Source organism: Geobacter sp. AOG1 (assembly GCF_019972315.1).
GTDB lineage: Bacteria > Desulfobacterota > Desulfuromonadia > Geobacterales > Geobacteraceae > Geomobilimonas.
Map to the genome: position 1 here is coordinate 3,595,205 of NZ_BLIZ01000001.1, position 17,768 is coordinate 3,612,972.

6 protein-coding genes are annotated in these 17,768 nt (G+C 58.0%); 1 reads left to right on the forward strand and 5 read right to left on the reverse strand.

Annotated elements, in window-relative coordinates:
• Nucleotides 1-36: 36 nt before the first annotated feature.
• From LDN04_RS16490 to LDN04_RS16510, 5 genes are all read right to left on the reverse strand, one after another.
• Nucleotides 37-6,051: an MBG domain-containing protein gene (locus LDN04_RS16490; protein ID WP_223913191.1), complete on the reverse strand. Its 6,015-nt coding sequence runs from the start codon at nt 6,049-6,051 to the stop codon at nt 37-39.
• Nucleotides 6,052-6,101: 50 nt separating this feature from the next.
• On the reverse strand, nt 6,102-7,808 hold the full coding sequence (locus tag LDN04_RS16495; protein WP_223913193.1) for a ShlB/FhaC/HecB family hemolysin secretion/activation protein: 1,707 nt from the start codon (nt 7,806-7,808) through the stop codon (nt 6,102-6,104).
• A gap of 652 nt (nt 7,809-8,460) precedes the next feature.
• Entirely contained in the window at nt 8,461-13,089 is a 4,629-nt protein-coding gene (locus LDN04_RS16500; protein ID WP_223913195.1) for a carboxypeptidase regulatory-like domain-containing protein, read from the reverse strand.
• 860 nt (nt 13,090-13,949) lie between these two features.
• A complete protein-coding gene (gene ahcY, locus LDN04_RS16505) occupies nt 13,950-15,365 on the reverse strand; it encodes an adenosylhomocysteinase (RefSeq protein WP_223913197.1) in 1,416 nt (471 codons plus the stop codon).
• Between the two features lie 204 nt (nt 15,366-15,569).
• Nucleotides 15,570-16,652, reverse strand: a complete 1,083-nt coding sequence (locus LDN04_RS16510; protein WP_223913200.1) for a nitronate monooxygenase family protein — start codon at nt 16,650-16,652, stop codon at nt 15,570-15,572.
• A gap of 138 nt (nt 16,653-16,790) precedes the next feature.
• Between LDN04_RS16510 and LDN04_RS16515 the strand changes: the two genes are divergently transcribed.
• Nucleotides 16,791-17,729, forward strand: coding sequence for a sensor histidine kinase KdpD (locus LDN04_RS16515; protein WP_223913202.1), 939 nt, complete (start codon nt 16,791-16,793; stop codon nt 17,727-17,729).
• Nucleotides 17,730-17,768 lie beyond the last annotated feature (39 nt).

A 17,768-nucleotide genomic window follows, 5' to 3' on the forward strand; every position in this document is an offset into this window, starting at 1 on the left:
CGCCCCGCGAAGTATACTACATTTTTTTCTTTGGAACTAGCGATCCTGCTGTGCGGTAATCTCCACCATCCATCTCCGTTCCCCGACCAACACGACAACGGTAATCGGCAGGGAACCGAGCGGCACATCACTGGCCACGAATCTTTTCGAGTCCGGGTAGTACTGGAGCCAGACCGGCAGCGGGCTGCCGTCAGGCAGGGATACCGTTTCGTTAACAGCGCCGGCAACAGCTGCATTTGACACCTCTTCCGGCAAAAGGAAGCTGAAGCCGGAGCCAGGCCGGGCTAGGCTGCCAGGGACGATAACCTCGATCATACCAGCTCCATCACCTGCCGGCCGGCCGACGACGTGGACCACTGGTCCGCCAGCCGTGCCGGACTGCCCGTTGATAACCGACGGCGGCGGTGTTGTTGATGGTCCTAGAATACGGAATGAATCTGAGATATTTGGTGACGGCGGCGGCACCTGAATCGGTTCTTCACGGCTGGCCGCCGCCATAACGCTGATTGGTACTGGTGTAGTTGGCGTTGGTGTCGTTGGTGTTGCCGTATCGCTGACTGTAATGGTCAAGGCTCCGCTGGAATAGGTGATCAGGTAGTTGCCACCGCTCAGGCCACCGGGAATGATGGTATAGCTGCCGGCGTTGATCGCCCCTTGGCTGGTGCCGCCGTAGGTGAGCGTACCGCCGAGAACGCCGCTCCCTTCTCCATTGACAAAGCCGCTGTAGGTCAGACCATTTCCGCCCGCATAGGGAATGCCCGAGTAGTTTTTCGCATCGTCATTGGCGGTGACGCTCAGAAGAGCGGGGGTGACGGTGAGCGTGCCGTTGTTGTAGGTGATGGTGTAGTTGCCGGCACTGAAGGTGCCGCCGCTGGCGTTGCTGGCCGTGATGGCATAGGGGGAGCCGGAAACACCAGCCGTGGCCGCCGTACCGGTGCTGGCCAGGGTGACGCTCCCGATGGTCTCGCCGTTCTGCAGGCCGGTGGAGGAAAAGGAGGTCAGGGTCGGTGCCTGGCCGTAGACCTTGCTGGCGTCGGAAGCAGTGACGGTCAAGGCGGCCGGGGTAACGGTCAATGCCCCGTTGTTGTAGGTGATGGTGTAGTTGCCGGCACTGAAGGTGCCGCCGCTGGCGTTGCTGGCCGTGATGGCATAGGGGGAGCCGGAAACTCCGGCCGTGGCCGCCGTACCGGTGCTGGCCAGGGTGACGCTCCCGATGGTCTCGCCGTTCTGCAGGCCGGTGGAGGAAAAGGAGGTCAGGGTCGGTGCCTGGCCGTAGACCTTGCTGGCGTCGGAAGCAGTGACGGTCAAGGCGGCCGGGGTAACGGTCAATGCCCCGTTGTTGTAGGTGATGGTGTAGTTGCCGGCACTGAAGGTGCCGCCGCTGGCGTTGCTGGCCGTGATGGCATAGGGGGAGCCGGAAACTCCGGCCGTGGCCGCCGTACCGGTGCTGGCCAGGGTGACGCTCCCGATGGTCTCGCCGTTCTGCAGGCCGGTGGAGGAAAAGGAGGTCAGGGTCGGTGCCTGGCCGTAGACCTTGCTGGCGTCGGAAGCAGTGACGGTCAAGGCGGCCGGGGTAACGGTCAATGCCCCGTTGTTGTAGGTGATGGGGTAGTTGCCGGCACTGAAGGTGCCGCCGCTGGCGTTGCTGGCCGTGATGGCATAGGGGGAGCCGGAAACACCAGCTGTGGCCGCCGTACCGGTGCTGGCCAGGGTGACGCTCCCGATGGTCTCGCCGTTCTGCAGGCCGGTGGAGGAAAAGGAGGTCAGGGTCGGTGCCTGGCCGTAGACCTTGCTGGCGTCGGAAGCAGTGACGGTCAAGGCGGCCGGGGTAACGGTCAATGCCCCGTTGTTGTAGGTGATGGTGTAGTTGCCGGCACTGAAGGTGCCGCCGCTGGCGTTGCTGGCGGTGATGGTGTAGGGGCTTCCCGAAACTCCGACCGTGGCAGCCGTACCGACGCTGGCCAGAGTGACACTGCCGATGGTTTCGCCGTTCTGCAGACCGGCGGATGTGAAACCGGTCAGCGTCGGCGTCTGCCCGTAAACCTTGCTGGCGTCGGAAGCAGTGACGGTCAAGGTGGCCGGGGTAACGGTCAGCGTGCCGTCGGCCGACGAAATGTCATATCCAGACTGGGACGAGTAAAGGTTGCCTGCCGAGATGGCATAGCTTCCGACATTTATTCCAGAGCTGCTGACGCTGCCAAAAATCTGGCTGGCATCGGCACCGGCAGGGCTGGTGGTATAAGCCGTACTGCTGCTATAAAGCTGGCCGTCGTAGGTCTTCCCGACATCGGCAGCGCTGATCGTGAGCGGGGTGAGGAAGCTGCGCAACAGGGGCATCGTGTTGCCGTCATAAATACGCCACACCGTGCCGGTCCCTCCGCTGGCGTCGATGCCCCAGCCGGCGTCGGTGAACGTGGACAAGGTTTTCAGTTCGGTCGTGGTCTTGCCGGTGCCGAATCCGTTGTCCAGAGCAGGGTTTGAATTGACCGTCTTGTCCCAGAACGAAGAATTGATGGATGATCCCGGGCCATCTCCTACCAGTCCACCCACGTAGCTGCTGCCTGTTACAGGACCCGCGGCGTAAGTATTGGTAATGGTGTTGCCATTATCGTAGCCCACCAGACCACCGACGTAGCTATTGCCCGTTACCGGGCCCGTGGCGTAGCTGTTATCGATGCTGGAGTTGCTGTCGTTGTAACCCACCAATCCACCGACGTGGGAGCTATTAGAGGCATCCGCTGTCACTGCACCAGTTGCATAAGAATTGGTAATGGTGTTTCCGTAGCCATAGGAGTAACTGTTCCCCACCAGCCCGCCGACTTTGGAGCCGTAGGCACCTGCAGTCACTGAACCGGTGGCATAGGAATTGGATATAAGGGAACTCCCGTAACCCCCCGACCTGATATCGCCTACCAGCCCACCGACGTTGCTGTTGCCAGTTACATTACCGGTAGCATGGGAATCGGAAATGTTGATATTGTAGCCATACCCTACGAGACCACCGATATTCTGACCATTGTTGACATCCGCCATCACCGCACCGATGGCATATGCATTGGAGATGGTACTGCCATTGCCATAACCCACCAGGCCGCCAACGTTGTTCGCACCTGACACCGCACCGATAGCATGGGAATTGGAGATGGTGTTGCCATTATCATACCCCACCAGGCCGCCGACGTAATTATTGCCCGTTACCGGCCCCGTGGCATAGCTGTTATCGATGCTGGAGTTGTTGTTATTGTAGCCCACCAGGCCGCCAACATTTTGGCTAAAATTGGCATCCGCTGTCACCGCCCCGGTCGCATAAGAATTGGTGATGCCATAGCCAGAGGTATAGTTGTTCCCCACCAGGCCGCCGATACTGTCGCTATAGGCTCCTGCTGTCACATTGCCGATGGCATGGGAATCGGTAACGGAACCGCCATCATTACGCCCCACCAGTCCACCAACGTTGGAGCTGTTGTTACCAACCGTCACCGCACCGATCGCATAGGAACCGGCTATAGAGCTACCAGAGCCGTAGAGATAGCCCACCAACCCGCCAACGTTTGAACTGTACATACCAGCCGTTACCGCACCGTTCGCATAAGAATTGGTAAAGGAGCTGTTGTAACCATACCCCACCAGACCACCAATGCTGTTCGCACCGGACACATCACCGATAGCATGGGAATTGGTGATGGTGCCGTTATTAATGTAGCCCACCAGGCCACCGACATAGTTGTTTCCCCCTACCTTGCCGGTAGCATAGCTGTTGTCGATGAGTGGATTGCCACTGCTATAGCCCACCAGGCCGCCCACGTAGTCGCCTGTCCCCGTCACCTCGCCGGTGGCGTAGGAATTGGTTATGGAATCGCCATAGCCATATCCGATCAGACCGCCGACGTTGTTTCCACCGGTAACCTTGCCAGTGGCGTAGGAGTCCAGAATGGTACTGCCGGAACTGGAACCCCAGCCGTACCCCATCAACCCACCGACACCGGTTGAATTGTTACCGGCAGTAACATTGCCGGTAGCATAGGAGTTGGTGATGGAGATGCCGGAACCGTAGCCCCAGCCGTAACCCACCAGCCCGCCAATACCTCTAGAATTGTCGCCTGCATTGACATTGACGGAGGCATGGGAATTGGTGATGCTGCTGCGGCCATAATCGTAACCCATCAGCCCGCCCACGCCGGTTGCATAGTTGCCTGCCGTGACGTTGCCGGTCATTGCATATGAATTACTAATGGTGGTACCGTATCCATAGCCCACCAAGGCGCCGACCCTGCCATAGCCGGTTACGTTGACATTGGTCAGACCGACGTTGCGCAGCGTAGCGTTACCTGCATAGCCAAACAGCCCCTGATTGTACGAGGAAGGGCGACTGATGGTGAGATTGTTTATGGTGTGGCCAAGGCCGTCGAAGGTGCCGCTGAATGCGCCGTACGCACCAATGGGCATGAAACCGGCGCCACCGTCCCATCCCGATGTAGCGGTGGCATCAATATTGGCACCGAGGGCATAATAGCCCGCGGTGTTGCCGTTAATTCCCTGCAGGTCGGTGCCGGTGGTACTGGTATGCTCGTTTCCGGTACCGACCAGGGCAGGATCGGTCAGATCAGTGATGACGGTATAGGGATTGGTGTTAATAGTCAGAAAGCCGGTACCGCTTCGCGGTGTAACTTCGTCCGCCTGGAAGAAATCCACCCTCCCCTTGAAGGTGCCATCCGGGTTGAAACCGACGTTGACCTTGCCGCTCCCCGGTTCGAGGTCGAGGGCTGCCATGCCGTTTGCGGTCATGACGGCATTGATGTTGATGTCATTGGTAGCATTCAGGGTGAGCTGGTTGGCATGCCAGGTGACATTGTCGTTGACGTTGATGTTGCCGTCACTGCCGCTGCCATCGGTACTGTTGATGACCGTGTCGCCATTGGTATCGATGTTGTTCCCAAGGGTCGTTCCGTCGATGTCGCCGCCGCTCGCCGCGATGGTGAAACCATCCGGGTCGATCAGCCATGTGCCTGATTTTCCTGATGGAGCCTTGGTGGTAACCGTTGTGCCGCTGCCGATCTTCACCCGGCCGCCGGAAGTCTCCACAAAGCCACCGTCGCCGCCGTTGGGTGCACTGGCGTCCAGCGTGCCGCCGACAGTGGTCTGGCCGTTATCCATATCCGAGAGGAGCAGAATCCGCCCCCCCTTGTTTGCCAGGGTCTGCGCCTCAATCACGCCTGAGTTGTTGACCACCGCGCTGGTAAGGCTGTCGGCCGCCTTGGCGGTCATGACCACCAGGCCGCCATCGGCCTTGATCAGCCCCTTGTTCTCCACCAGGGCATCCACCGCCCCCTGGTCAACGGTATAGGTAATCAGGCCGTCGCCCTTGAAGTCGAGTGACACCTGGTTCCCCGCTGCCAGAGCCACACTGCCGCCGTTGGCGGTGATGGCGCCTTCATTGGTGACTTTGGGAGCAATCAGTGCCACTACACCGCCCGGCATGGCATTGATAACGCCCTGGTTCAGGATGGAACCGGCGTTGCCGGCATTGGTAAACGTGTACTTCCCGGCCAGGAAATCGTTGTCCAGCATGGAGAGGCTGGAGGCAACCAGCCCCCCCACATCCACCCGCGCCGACTGCCCGAAGATGATGCCTGCTGGGTTGAGCAGGAAGACGTTACCGTTGGCCGAGAGGCGCCCCAGTATCTGGCTGGGATTCTGGTCATTTATCCTGTTCAGCGCCGTGGCAGCGCTGTTCGGCTGCTTGAACTGTACCCCCGCGTTTTGCCCGATGTCGAAGCTGTTCCAGTTGGCGATCATCTGCTGGGTGGTCTGGTTGACGGTCATCTGGTTGCCGTTGGTGGCAATGGCACCACTGCCGGCGGTGATTTTTCCGCCCGTGGGCAAGGCGCCGGGATCCAGGGCAAATGCGGCTCCCCCTGCAGCCAGCAACGCGGCCAATGTGAGAGCACCGACGGTTGCCGCCGGGCAACATCCCTTGGCAGCGACCTTCTCGGCGACGACGACCCATTTTTCTTTGGCCTTGGACCAGATCAGACGATAGATCTTGTTCATGGAGGCGCTCCTTTATGCTCTATGCTCACTAAAATGAATTCAAGGATTGACTAAAAGTAGATCATCCCCTGCAGCCAGAAGCGGTTGTCATCATGTCTGCCGTCGGCATCCTTGCCGTCAGCACTTCTGCCCGGATTGTTACCGATGGTATGGGCCCAGCTGGTCTTCAGGCTGAATATGCTGTTATAGACATAGGCAAGTCCCACGCCGCCACCCTGGAGCCAGTAGTTATTCTTGTCGGTCGCCGTGGCGATGGAATTGGCCCAAACATCCTTGTGGAGAGTTATGTAGCCGGCGTCATAAAAGCCGTTCAGCTGGAGAGCTCCCCATCTGGCAGGCAGCGGCAGGTCGTAACGCAGATCGACGTTGAACAGATGCCCTTCATCGCCTGAACCCTCACCTACCGGATAGGCACGGATGCCGTAAGGCCCCCCCAGATTGAATTTTTCACTGGTGTCCAGGTTGTCAAGAGCGAACTGGGCACTCCAGGACAGGTTGATGCTGAGCCGTTCAGCCAGGCGCTGCAGGCGGGCCAGTCCCAGGTTGAAGCGGGTATAGGCCCCTTCCGTTTTGGTGATAGTGATATCAGCGATTTCCTCGTCCATGCTGCCGGTGGTAACGCCGGCATTCCAGGTGGTGTAGCCGCCTCCCAAAAGGGTGTCGTACTTGTCGCCGTTGAACCCGATGGTGCCGCTGTGGAGTTTCTTGTCACGGAGGTCAACGTTGGCTGCGCTGTCGATGAGGGACTTGAATTCATAGCCGAAAGAGGTGGTCACATTGGCGGTGCGACTGCGCAGCAGAGGGTAGCTCATGCCGGCATCAACGGTGTGGCTGTGCCCTTCCGCATTGAGAGAAGCCAGGTTGTCAATCAGCTCGTAGCGCATGCCGGTGTAAGAGACATTCCCCTTAAGACCGGAAGAACCGAGGGGAACGGTATAGGCGGCCCGCCCCTGGGTAAACCCTTCGGCCCCGGTCAGGAGCAGGGAGATCTGATCACCGTAGCGGAAAGGGTCGTTGACGTTGAGCATTCCGCTGCCGCGCCAGCTTCCGGTATAACGGTTCCCCAGATTGTCCCCCCAAACGACGCCGGAAAGGAGCGGTCCTTCGCTCACATCGATCTGAACGCCGGTTGTGCCGGGTGTAGTGCCGGCAGCCATGGAGGCGCGAGCAGAAACGCCGGGCAGATCGTTGATTAACAGGACGGAGCGTTCCAGGCACTTTTCGTTGAAGGGCTGACCAGGACGGATGGCATGTTCGGCAATGCTGCGGACACGTTCTTCACCTATGCGGGCACTGCTGTCGCGTTTGATGACCAGGCTGCCGTCACTTTTTCCCTGGATGACGGCGATCTCGATGATGCCGGAGGTCACGTCCTGTTTGGGCAGGTAGGCCCGGGCCAGAAACCACCCTTTGTCTTTCAGGTAGGCCGTTACTTTGGCTGCCAGCGCCTGCAGATCGCCAAAGGAAAGGCTCTTCCCCACGCTGCCCACGACCAGCGCCTGCAGTTCGCTCTCACTCGCAAGCCCCTCGTATCCGGTAAACCTGAAGCCTTTGACCGCAACCCGAACTCCGGTATCGGCCAGGGGAGCCTTTTCCTGTTCCCCCTCGACCCGTGGGAACTGCGGCGGCAGCTGACGTTGCGGCTGCTGCTCACGCAACAACTGGCCGGCATCGGGTGGTGCGGCGAGTGCGAGTGAAGCAGCAGACAGCGTAATGAGCATCGCCATGTAAAAACTTTTCTGAAGGATACCTCTCATCTGCAAAACCTCCTGCGTAGCAATAGCTCTGTACCAACGGTATGACCTGTAACATGCCCCGTACAAGACAAAAAACCCGAATCCCGTACAGGGTGGAATACAAGGTTCATTAAGATAGGTCGCCGTCCGCTACGCCATACCACGCATAGCAACTACGAGTTTTAGCGGCATATCCCGCATGTGCCCCTGCATTAAATCCCTTCCAGCTAACAGCTAGCCGCAAAACAACGTTGTATATAGTTTAGAAAGACATAATAGAGTCGCACGCATCGTGCCAGAAACTAATCTCTATGTAATAACAGCTGGTTAACTAACAAAAGTTCTCAAATATATGTAGTTTCGAGACAGGGGAACTGGTGCGGTTCATCCACTTCGGTTGCACCGCCTCATCGATAAGCACCATCCTACGACTTCTTCCACCGCCAAGCCTCCAACCAGCACTGCGAGGAGAACACCGTGGCGCGGGTAACCGCGCGCCGTAGCAGCTCTCGATGTAAAATTACCCAGTTAAAGTCAAAAAACGAGAACCCCGCTCCTTAACAGGAGCGGGGTTCCCCATTCATCCATATATACTTAATCCAAATTATAAAGAGCTTACCATTTACCCGTAACCGGAGTAGACCCGGCTACCCCGAAATAAGCTTTTGTTTCTTTACCAGTTCCCAACAACCGGGACCGCGTTCGGCACGCCGATGCCGAAGACGCCATAGGTGTCGGTTGGCTCGCCATCCCAGGCCCAATTGTTGTTCTTGTCCAAGTACCAGTTCCCATCGCTGTACACGCCAATTTTGGTGATGCCGTCGCCGTTCCAGTCTCCGGTCACCGGAACCACGTTCGGGAGGCCGTTGCCGAATACGCCATGCGTGTCCGTAGGCTCGCCGTCCCAGGTCCAGTTTCTGTTCTTGTCCAGATACCAGTGCCCTTCACTGTACACGCCGATCTCAGTGATGCCGTCGCCGTTCCAGTCCCCTACGACGGGCTTGGCATTGGGAAGGCCGATGCCGAAAACGCCCCGCACATCGATCCCTTCGCCGTCCCAGGCCCAGTTCTGGTTTACGTCCAGGTACCAGATGCCGTCAGCATAAATACCAATCTTGGTCTTACCATCGCCGTTCCAGTCCCCGACCACGGGGATTGCATTAGGAACTCCGGCGCCGAACACACCTCGGACGTCGATCCCTTCCCCATCCCACTGACCGTTGCCGTTCATGTCGAGATACCAGATACCGTTAATGAACACACCAATCTCGGTCTTGCCGTCGCCGTTCCAGTCTCCGACCACCGGGATTGCTCCGGGAATGTTTAGGCCAAATATGCTGAGGGTGTCCGTGGGCGTACCGTCCCATGCCCAACTCCGGTTCGTATCCAGGTACCAATAGCCATCGCTGAAGATGCCGATCTTGGCAGCCGTATTGCCGGCAGCGGGATTCACGGAGATAGGGCCAGTGGTGCCGGTAATCGATGAGGTGACGGTGTCGGTTGCCGTGACTGTCTGGCTCCCCGCTGTTTTCAGGGTAACGCCGTTGGTGAAGGTGTGGGTACCGTTATCCCCGGCGGTAAACGTGTAATCACCAGGCAGAACCGCCTGTGCATCAGTGCTGGTGAAATGCACCGTTCCGGTGTAGCCGGTGATGGTGGTATTCCCCGCATCCTTGGCGGTCACGGTAACACTGTTGGCTGTCCCCGCTGTGACCGGACTGGCAATCCCCGCTACCTGGAAATGATCCAGCGGACCAGGTGCGAGGAGGACCGTCAGTTTGCCAGCGTTGGGAAGAGGGCTGTTTCCGTTTTCGCTCCCCGACAGATCACTATAGACGTAAGATCCGTAATAGGAATAGCGGAAGGCGTAATCGTAGTTGCCGACGGTTGTTACAGAAAGATTCGAGAGATACTCGTAGTTCCCCCCCACCTGAGTGTTATAGGTTGCCGTCTTCCAGACCCACGAGGGGCTGGAAGGAGCGGTTCCCGTCGGCCCATACCCTAGCTCGGCAACCAATCCGGTCGCCGGGCCCGGTGCAGTGTCAGTGACTCCCCAGAGATATACGAGACCCAAAATATTCTCTGTGGTCTGGGTCGTCGTAACGGTTATGCTGGCAGGCCACTGCAGATTACCAGACGGCTGCGGTATATTGCAAAGCATCGCGACTTCAGATACGCCAGGGGCGTGGGTGGTGACATTCAGATTGCCAATGTTGCTCGCCCCTATGGTCGCATTTATACCTATATTCGCCCCATCTTCCACATCCCTGATCAAAAAGATGCCGCTGGCATCGGTTGCAGTCGTACCGGTGAACTGCTGGGTAGCGGAATCGAAGTAGCGAACGACATAACTCGGACTCGGCCCGTAAGCGGTAACGGTTCCCCCGCTAACCGCAACCGCCGGATTGACACTGTTGACGAGCCGGCCGAGGATGGCTCCTTTGCCGGAGGTAATGCCGAGGACAGTAGAGACTTCGGCTGGAGTTAAGAGTCTGTAGGGATACGACAATGTCAGGTTAGACGAACTGCTGAGCCATCCGCTGTAAGTCGGCACGTAGGTGGTTCCCTGGGTCATCTTCAGTTCGAACCACATGCCGCCCGGGATGTTGTTGATGGCAAATGTACCGTCAGTGGTGGAGGTTGCAGTGTTGGCGCTGCCCAGCTGTTCTATCGTAACGCCGTTCAAGGGAGTACTGGCGTTGTCGATAACCGAGCCGGCGACGGAAATGGGAGGCAACGCCGTCAAAACTGCGGTTGTAAGCGGATAGGTGCCACCGGCAGTTACGTTGAGCGTATTGGCAGAACCCGAGTCGCTCTTGCCGTTGTACCACTGGCTACTGTAGCCAGCGTTGGAACCGTTGAAGTAGAGCTTGTAGTTTCCTGCCGGGATTCCACCCATGGTATAATTGCCGGATGCATTGGTCATGGCGCTATTGATGCCAGGAATCCAGTTGCCATTGGTGTCGCGCAACTCCACCGAGACGTTCTGGATGCCGGTGGCCCCGTTCGTCACCTGGCCGGTGATGATGCCCCCAAGCGTCAGGATGGCATTAGCCGTCTGGGTCTGGCCGGTACTGAGGGTAATCGTATCGGCCGAAGTCGAATCGCTCTTGCCGTTGTACCATTGGCCGATATAACCCTGTGCTGCACCGTTGAAGTAAAGCTTGTAGCTCCCCGCCTGGAGACCGTTCAGAGTGTAGTTGCCAACGGCATCTGTCTGGGTCTGGTTCGGACCGGAAATCCAGTTGCCGTTGGTATCGCGCAACTCCACCGAGATCCCCTGGATTGCGCCGCCACCACTGGCGGTCACCGTTCCCGTGATGGCCGCACTCTTGATCAGGGTAATGGGATTCAGGGCGGTGTTATTCGGATAGGTGACTGAGATATTGGTCGCCTGAGCGCTATAGCTGGCCATGTTGTCATAGCACTGGGCCACATAGCCGGTCTGGTTGGTCCAGAAGCAGACCCGGTACGTGCCGGTTTGAAGTCCGCCGATAACAAAGCCACCATCGGCTGCCGTCATCGTATTGTAGTTCCCCGGCATGGAGTTGCCGTTGTTGTCGTAGAGCTGGACGTTTATCCCCGCAACGCCGGAATTGGTGTCACTCCCCTTGACCGTCCCGGAAATGCTCCCGCCGGAAAAGAACGACGCCTGCTTCCGCGCCTCGTTGCCGTTCACGTCATTGACGGCTATCTCCCAGGTATAGACCACGTTGTCTGAAAGGGAATTGCTGTTCGCATTGTTGTCGAAATTGAAGAGGACACTGGTCTGGCTCGACAGTATCCTGTCGACACCCCACCAGAGATCGTTGCCGTTGAGGTTCATGCTGTAGGTGTAACCGGCCGGAGGAGAGGAGGGAGCTGTCCAGCTGAACGTCGGTGTCGGATTGAAGGTCACCTTACCCTTCGGACTCACCGGATCGGCAAAACTATCGAGAACCGCCGTGACGGCAACCGTCTCACTCCCCGTGGTCCCGTCCGAGTAGCCTATGTCGAGGGTGTACTCGGTGCCAACGGCGGGCCGCGGAATGCCGCTGACTTGGTAACTGAAATCCCCCGATTGGCGCACGGCAAGGTCTACCGGGCCGGCAACATCCTGACCCGTGAGGACGGTCACGTTGACCGGTTGCTTGAAGTCCGGCCGGGCACTGAAGTTGAGGCCAAACCCCTCCTGGCCGCTGGCGTCAATGTAGTGGGAAGTGGCAACTGATGCTTCAACATCCCTCTTCGGGATGGTACTCGTGATGCCGGATACATTGGCACCGTTCACGGTGATCGCAGGAGCGAGGCGGTCACCGACGGTATAGTCGCCTGTCCAGATGACGCCGTCTTTGTTCTGGTCAACGAGTGAAAAAACCTGGTAGTTGCCATTGGGCAGGCCGGTGACGGTAAAGGGATTGGAAGTGCCGGGGTTGTCGATCTTGAAAATGCGGGTCCCGGGGCCTTCGGTGTAGATCGCCATCAAGAGGGGACCTGTGATGGGGGAAATAGCACTATCGATGGTCACCACCCCGGAAGCGTCGAATGAGGAGGTGTAGTCGCTCGGGATAGCGCCGATGGTCACCGGACCAAAGGTGTTCGAGACAGGGCTTTCGATGGAACCTGGTTGACCATTGGGGCCGAACTGCGCAGTCACCACGTACCAGAGGGTGGTCCCGTCGGCGAGAGGGGTGGTGGCGTCGAGCATGGTCTGGATATACATCCCGTTGTCCCGGGCAGGGATACCGGTTTTCTTCCCGGTATAGACCGTGGGACTCACGGTGTCTGCTGTATGCCAGTAGACGTTGTAGGAGTACGCAATCTCGTTGCCATTATTGCTAAAGGGAGTATTCCAGTTGACAAGGGCAGCGCCGGGACCGGGAATCACGCCGTTGAGCGCGGGAGCCAACGGAGCCGGATAGCCCGCGCTGGGGAGGTTAAGAGTGATGTCGGCGTTGACTGCGTCTGCCCCGGTAATAACAATAGTATTATTGCTCCCCACCGGGTCGTTCGCGTGGTGGGTGGCACTGGTATTTCCTCGAAGGTCAAGGAAGGCATTGGCAACATAGCTCCCGGCCGGCACGCCGCGGATGGTATAACCAGCAGATGTGCCAGGAGCAGGTGCCGGAATACTCACTCCATATGTTGCGTTACCACCGTACTGGCCGTTGAGACCGATATAGACCCTGCTCCCGGTCTTACCGGAACTGTTGGTCACTGTACCGGAGACAGTATAGGCATTAGCCGACACCACGCCGACAAACAGCACCAGAAACGCCACCGCCGGAATCATCCGGCCCCACAAACCACGCCATCTTTTCATACGACCCCCCCTTTTCGCTACCCGCTAAACTGCATACAATTTATCCGAGTCATTAGAATACTATAAAAAATGAGAAAAGCAAAAAATTCGCACCCCGGATAGGCCGCAACATTAAGACCTGCACACGATAAACCACGCTATTACACGTATCATTATTACGGAATTTGGCGGCAACCACCTGCAATTTCAAATTTATATTGCCATCCCTGAAAGGCCTGAAGCGGCCATAGTCAGAACACAGTTATATATCTATCCCATTACAAATACGTATAGGATGCATGAGGCCTGCCAAGCTAAAATCTCACCGCAATATCAAACGGTTGCCAACAGAAAAGGCTGCCGGAAGCGTACTGAACGTACGATGAGGAGTCGATGACGAGTCACGAAATGAGCACTCAACAATGGCATGGGATTTAATACCGTAATAGTCGGTCTTGGACGGTCCTTCCTTCGACAACCCAGATATGCCGCTGATCCGTTATATGGTCGTAATGACCGCACATGCCTCGCCAACCAATAATCACATTGTAATACCAGATACACACCTTTAGGATTTAACGACAAAAAAAGGGATTGCCTTTTTAAGGCAACCCCTTGTCCCGCGATCGGCACATTGTGCCGCTTACTGGAGCGAGAAGCTGGAAATGACCGAGCACTATGCCAAACGTTGTTAGATTCACTATGGTAGTTGATCCGTGAGCAGGTAGCCGGGTCAATCACGAAACAGGACTGGAACATTCCTTGCCATCAGGAGATGCCCTCGACCGTCCCCGTCAAAACGAAAAAACCGCCGGAGATTTCTCTCCGACGGCCCTGTTCACCGCTGATGCACCAGTCACTTCTCCCGGAGAAGTGACTGCTCAATACCGGTAATGGTCGGTCTTGTACGGCCCTTCCTTGGGCAGCCCCAGGTATGCCGCCTGCTCGTCGGTCAGCTCGGTGAGCATGGCGCCGAGGGTCCGGAGCTGCAGTCGCGCCACCTTTTCGTCCAGATGTTTGGGAAGGATGTAGACCCCCACCGGGTATTTCCCCGGATTGCAGTAGAGCTCCATCTGGGCCAGGGTCTGGTTGGCGAAGGAGGAGGACATGACGTAGGAAGGGTGGCCGGTGGCGCAGCCGAGGTTGACGAGGCGCCCCTCCGCTAGGAGGATGAGCCGCTTGCCGGCGGGCGCGTCCCCGGTAGGGGGGAAGATGATGTGGTCCACCTGGGGCTTGATGTTCTCCCAGGTATACTGCTTGAGGGCCGCCACCTCGATCTCGTTATCGAAGTGGCCGATGTTGCAGACGATGGCGTTGTGCTTCATCCGCTTCATATGCTCGTGGGTGATGACGTGGTAGTTGCCGGTGGCGGTAACGAAGATGTCCGCCTTGTCGGCGGCGTACTCCATGGTCACGACCTTGTACCCTTCCATGGCCGCCTGGAGGGCGCAGATCGGGTCAATCTCCGTGACCCAAACCTGGGCCTGGAGGCCGCGCAGCGCCTGGGCCGAGCCTTTCCCCACCTCGCCGTAGCCGCAGATGACCGCCACCTTGCCGGCCACCATGACGTCGGTGGCCCGTTTGATGCCATCCACCAGGGATTCGCGGCAGCCGTAGATGTTGTCGAACTTGGACTTGGTCACCGAATCGTTGACGTTGATGGCGGGAAACTTGAGTCTTCCCTTCTCATGCATCTGGTAGAGCCGGTGAACGCCGGTGGTGGTCTCCTCGGTGACCCCCTTGATGGCGGCGGCGGTTTTCGCGTACCAACCAGGCTTCTCCGCGAGCCGCTTCTTGATGGCGGCGAACAGGAACTCTTCCTCCTCGCAGGTGGGGTTGGCAATGACGGAGGGGTCCTTCTCGGCGTCGCTTCCCAGATGCATCAGCAGGGTGGCGTCACCGCCATCGTCCAGGATCATGTTGGGGGCGCCGCCGTCGTGCCACTCGAAGATCCGGTGGGTGAATTCCCAGTAATCGGCCAGGGACTCACCCTTGAAGGCGAAGACCGGGATGCCGGCCGCGGCGATGGCAGCAGCGGCGTGGTCCTGGGTGGAGAAGATGTTGCACGAGGCCCAGCGGACCTCGGCACCCAGCGCCGTCAGAGTCTCGATGAGCATGGCGGTCTGGATGGTCATATGGAGCGAACCGGCAATGCGGGCCCCCGTGAGGGGTTTGCTGGCGGCGAATTCCTCGCGGATCGCCATGAGACCAGGCATCTCGGTTTCGGCGATGACCATCTCCTTGCGCCCCCAGGGGGCAAGGGAAAGGTCGGCAACGTGGTAATCGGAAAAGCTCATGATATCCTCCAGAAAATTGATTGTTCGTAAAAAGAAAGGATTTTTATACCATCATTGCCCGCAGAGGTCAAAACCATTCCCCGGCAGCCACGAAAAAAGGGGGCAAATCAATCGCCCCCTTCACTTTTCACTTTTCACTTTTCACTTTTCACTTTTCACTTTTCACTTTTCACTTTTCACTTTTCACTTTTCACTTTTCACTTTTCATGCCGCTTCTTCCGCCGCAGCCTCCGCAAACAGCTCGTCGAATATCTCCTGTACCGTGGTTATACGGTCCGCCTTCCAGGCGTTGGTGCCGCAGAAGACGAGGCCGGTTTCCACGTCCCCCCGCTGGGCGCGGTCGAGAGAATGGACGATGCAGAACCGCTCACCCGACTCCCTGTAAGTACATTTCTTGAGGCAGCCGTTGGAGCAGGTGGTCGACTGGATCTGGTCGTAGAGGACAATCCCTTCCTGGTTCCGGAGAATGGCCCGCCCCGGCAGCCCTGCCGGGCTCATGATGAGGCCGATATCCTCTTTGCGGCAGTCGAGATAGGCCTGTTTGAAGGCGTCGTCGGCATCGCACTCAACGGTTGGGACGAAGCGCGAGGCCATCTGCACCCCGTCGGCCCCCTGCTCCAGGGCATTGAGCAGATCAGCCCGGTCCCAGATGCCGCCGGCCGCTATGATCGGCACGTCTACCCCATACTCCTCGAGCAAAAAGGCCTTCACGCCCCGCACCGTGGCGTACTGGTCGTACTCGCCGGTGCCGATGTTCTCCATCTTTTCCCCCAGGTGTCCGCCGGCGGTGTCCGGATCTTCCACCACCACCGCGTCGGGCAGCCGGTTATACCCCTTGACCCACTTCTTGACAATGAGCTGGGCGGCCCGCACCGAGGAAACGATGGGTATGAGCGCCACGTCGGGGGCATGGGCGGTCAGACCCGGCAGAGTCATGGGAAGACCGGCTCCACAGATGATCACCTTGGCTCCACCTTCAATGGCTGCAGCCACCAGTTGCTCGAAATCGGCAAGGGCCACCATGACGTTCACGCCGATAACCCCGTCGGGAGCAATGCTGTACGCCTTGGTCAGTTCGGCCTTGAACGCCTCACTGTCGGCCTGCTCGTAATTTGTACCATCGTAAAGACCGCTATTGAGGGCAATGCCGGCGGATGCGACAATGCCGATCCCGCCGCACTTGGCAACGTGCCCGGCCAGGGAACCGGCGGATATCCGCACCCCCATGCCACCCTGTATGAGCGGATATTTGACTTCGTATTTCCCGATTTTCAAGGGCTTCACCATTGTTTCTCTCCTGGACGGCGAGAATTTGAACGCTATCGCACTATCACCATACCAAAAAACCTCCGCTACTATTTGTAATAGAAATGTAAAACCATTTTGCGCCTTGCAAATCAGCCGTTCCGATGCTACACAGAAACCATGAAATGGCTCAAGAAAATCTTCGACCCCCTCATCGCCTTCATTGGCATTCAGATCATCTGGATACTGGTGGTGGTCTTCTGGATCCTCTGGTTCGTCGCGCGCCACAAGGAACTGCGGGAACTGGCCCGCCGCTATCATTCCGACCTTTCCGGCCCCGGCTTCAACTGGGCAGTCCTGACCGTGGGGCTGGTGCTCCTGGTGCTTATCCTTGCCGGCATCTACATCATCTTCATCTACTGGCGACGCCAGACCAAGCTCTACCGCGAACAGAAGGACGTCATCTCCCAGGTGACCCACGAGCTGAAATCCCCCCTGGCATCGATCCAGCTCCACCTGGAGACCATCAGGCTCCGCAAGCCGGCCCCGGACAAGCTGGAGCGTTTTCTCGACACCATGCTGGCCGATACGGATCGGCTCAACAACCTGATCAGCAACCTGCTCATGGCCGCCAAGCTGGAACAACGGCGCCGGCGCGCCCAGTACCCGGTCATCGACTTCTCCGCCTTCGTCGCCGCTTCCATGGAGGCCAAGCGGGCCAAGCTCCCGGAGGGGGGAAACCTCAACCTCCAGATCGAGCCGGAGCTGCGGCTGGCCGCCGATGTTGAGGAGATGCAGACCGCCCTGCGCAATCTTTACGAGAATGCGGTTCTCTATAGCCCCGGCGCACCGGATATCAGGGTGGAGTTGAAGCGGACCGGACGCCACTGCCAACTCACCTTCCAGGACAGGGGGATGGGGATCGACGCGGCTGACCTGAAACAGGTCTTCACCATGTTTTACCGTGTCCGCCAGCCGGGAGAGAATATCCGCGGCACCGGTCTCGGACTCCACATCGTAAAATCCGTCATAGAGGAACATGGCGGAAAAGTCCGGGTGGAAAGCGAAGGAAGGGGCAAGGGATGCACCTTCATTATCACCCTCCCGCTGGCAGCGTGAAAAATTTTTAGAGGGCGATCCCTTTTCAGGGCACCCCAA

Excerpts from the sequence above, each read along its gene's own strand:
- LDN04_RS16490 (WP_223913191.1), bottom strand. The coding sequence starts at position 6,051 with ATGAACAAGATCTATCGTCTGATCTGGTCCAAGGCCAAAGAAAAATGG.
- LDN04_RS16495 (WP_223913193.1), bottom strand. The coding sequence starts at position 7,808 with ATGAGAGGTATCCTTCAGAAAAGTTTTTACATGGCGATGCTCATTACG.
- LDN04_RS16500 (WP_223913195.1), bottom strand. The coding sequence starts at position 13,089 with ATGAAAAGATGGCGTGGTTTGTGGGGCCGGATGATTCCGGCGGTGGCG.
- ahcY (WP_223913197.1), bottom strand. The coding sequence starts at position 15,365 with ATGAGCTTTTCCGATTACCACGTTGCCGACCTTTCCCTTGCCCCCTGG.
- LDN04_RS16510 (WP_223913200.1), bottom strand. The coding sequence starts at position 16,652 with ATGGTGAAGCCCTTGAAAATCGGGAAATACGAAGTCAAATATCCGCTC.
- LDN04_RS16515 (WP_223913202.1), top strand. The coding sequence starts at position 16,791 with ATGAAATGGCTCAAGAAAATCTTCGACCCCCTCATCGCCTTCATTGGC.